This window comes from Salinivibrio sp. MA427 (genome assembly GCF_001996115.1).
In the GTDB taxonomy this organism is placed as follows: domain Bacteria; phylum Pseudomonadota; class Gammaproteobacteria; order Enterobacterales; family Vibrionaceae; genus Salinivibrio; species Salinivibrio costicola.
The window spans coordinates 1-1,068 of the sequence record NZ_MUFH01000502.1 but is presented as its reverse complement, the minus strand read 5'-3'; the positions used below and the strand labels follow the sequence as shown (position 1 = coordinate 1,068).

Here is a 1,068-nt window from a genome sequence, read left to right as displayed (position 1 = left end):
GAGCAGCCTGGTGCTCGCATTGGGGCTCTTGCTCTTTCCGTACTCTGTATTCCGTCATCTGTATTCGGGATCTTGAATACGGAATACGGAGAAGAGCAGCCTCGTGCTTGCATTGGGGCTTTTGCTCTTTCCGTATTCCGTATTCCGTATTCGAGCTTTTAAATACAGAGCACAGAAAAGGCAAGAATCTAGGACCCTAGGCTCTCATCTTCATCCTTCCTAAACGCAAATCTTACCAGCACAATGGCGACGGCGAGCATGCCGCCGAGTAAGGTGGCGAGTACACAGATCAGGGCGCGTTTGGGGCCGGCTTTTTCTTCGGGGACAATGGCCGGATCGACGGTTTTAAACACAAATTCGTCTTGCACTTCAGCCAGCATCAAGCTTTTGGTTTGCTCTTCAATCAGCTGATAGAACACATTCTGCATTTGGGTAAGGTTGGTGTTTTCTAGCTGTTGGCGCAAGTAAGCAATATTGGTGTTGGTTTCTTGCAGCTTATCGGCTTTCATTCGCGCGTTAATCGCCGCCACCAACTTTTCTGTGACGCGTTTTGCCAGTATTGGCGATTCTGACTCAAAGCTAATGGTAACTAAGCCATTATCTTTTTGCTCGTTGATAGCCAGTAGATCAGAAAACGCTTTGTAAAGCTCCCAATCTGTGGGCGCTGCAGGCTTGTTCTCTCGAGCGCCTTCAGGTTTTAACCAGATTTTTGTTTCAGGGTTATAACGCTCAGGATCAATTTGCCACTCGCCGGTGTCTTGATCCCAGCCTGTTGTCGCCATTAGCGGCACTTCTAACGCATTAGCATGCACAAACTCGCTAATAAACTGGCGTGATTTTAGAGTGGCTAGCGCAATTTGGGTTTCACTGCCGCCACCGCTGTCAAGGTTAACCCCAGCTAGCGAGGCCAAGCCCCCCAACTGCCCGGCCATGCATTAGCATGCACAAACTCGCTAATAAACTGGCGTGATTTTAGAGTGGCTAGCGCAATTTGGGTTTCACTGCCGCCACCGCTGTCAAGGTTAACCCCAGCTAGCGAGGCCAAGCCCCCCAACTGCCCGGCCATGC

At 50.3% G+C, this 1,068-nt stretch carries 1 protein-coding gene; it reads right to left on the bottom strand.

All coding sequences use genetic code 11. The features are described 5' to 3' along the window. Window positions 1–188: 188 nt before the first annotated feature. Window positions 189–932, bottom strand: coding sequence for a GNVR domain-containing protein (locus BZG79_RS15925; RefSeq protein ID WP_077774897.1), 744 nt, complete (start codon window positions 930–932; stop codon window positions 189–191). Window positions 933–1,068: the final 136 nt, after the last annotated feature.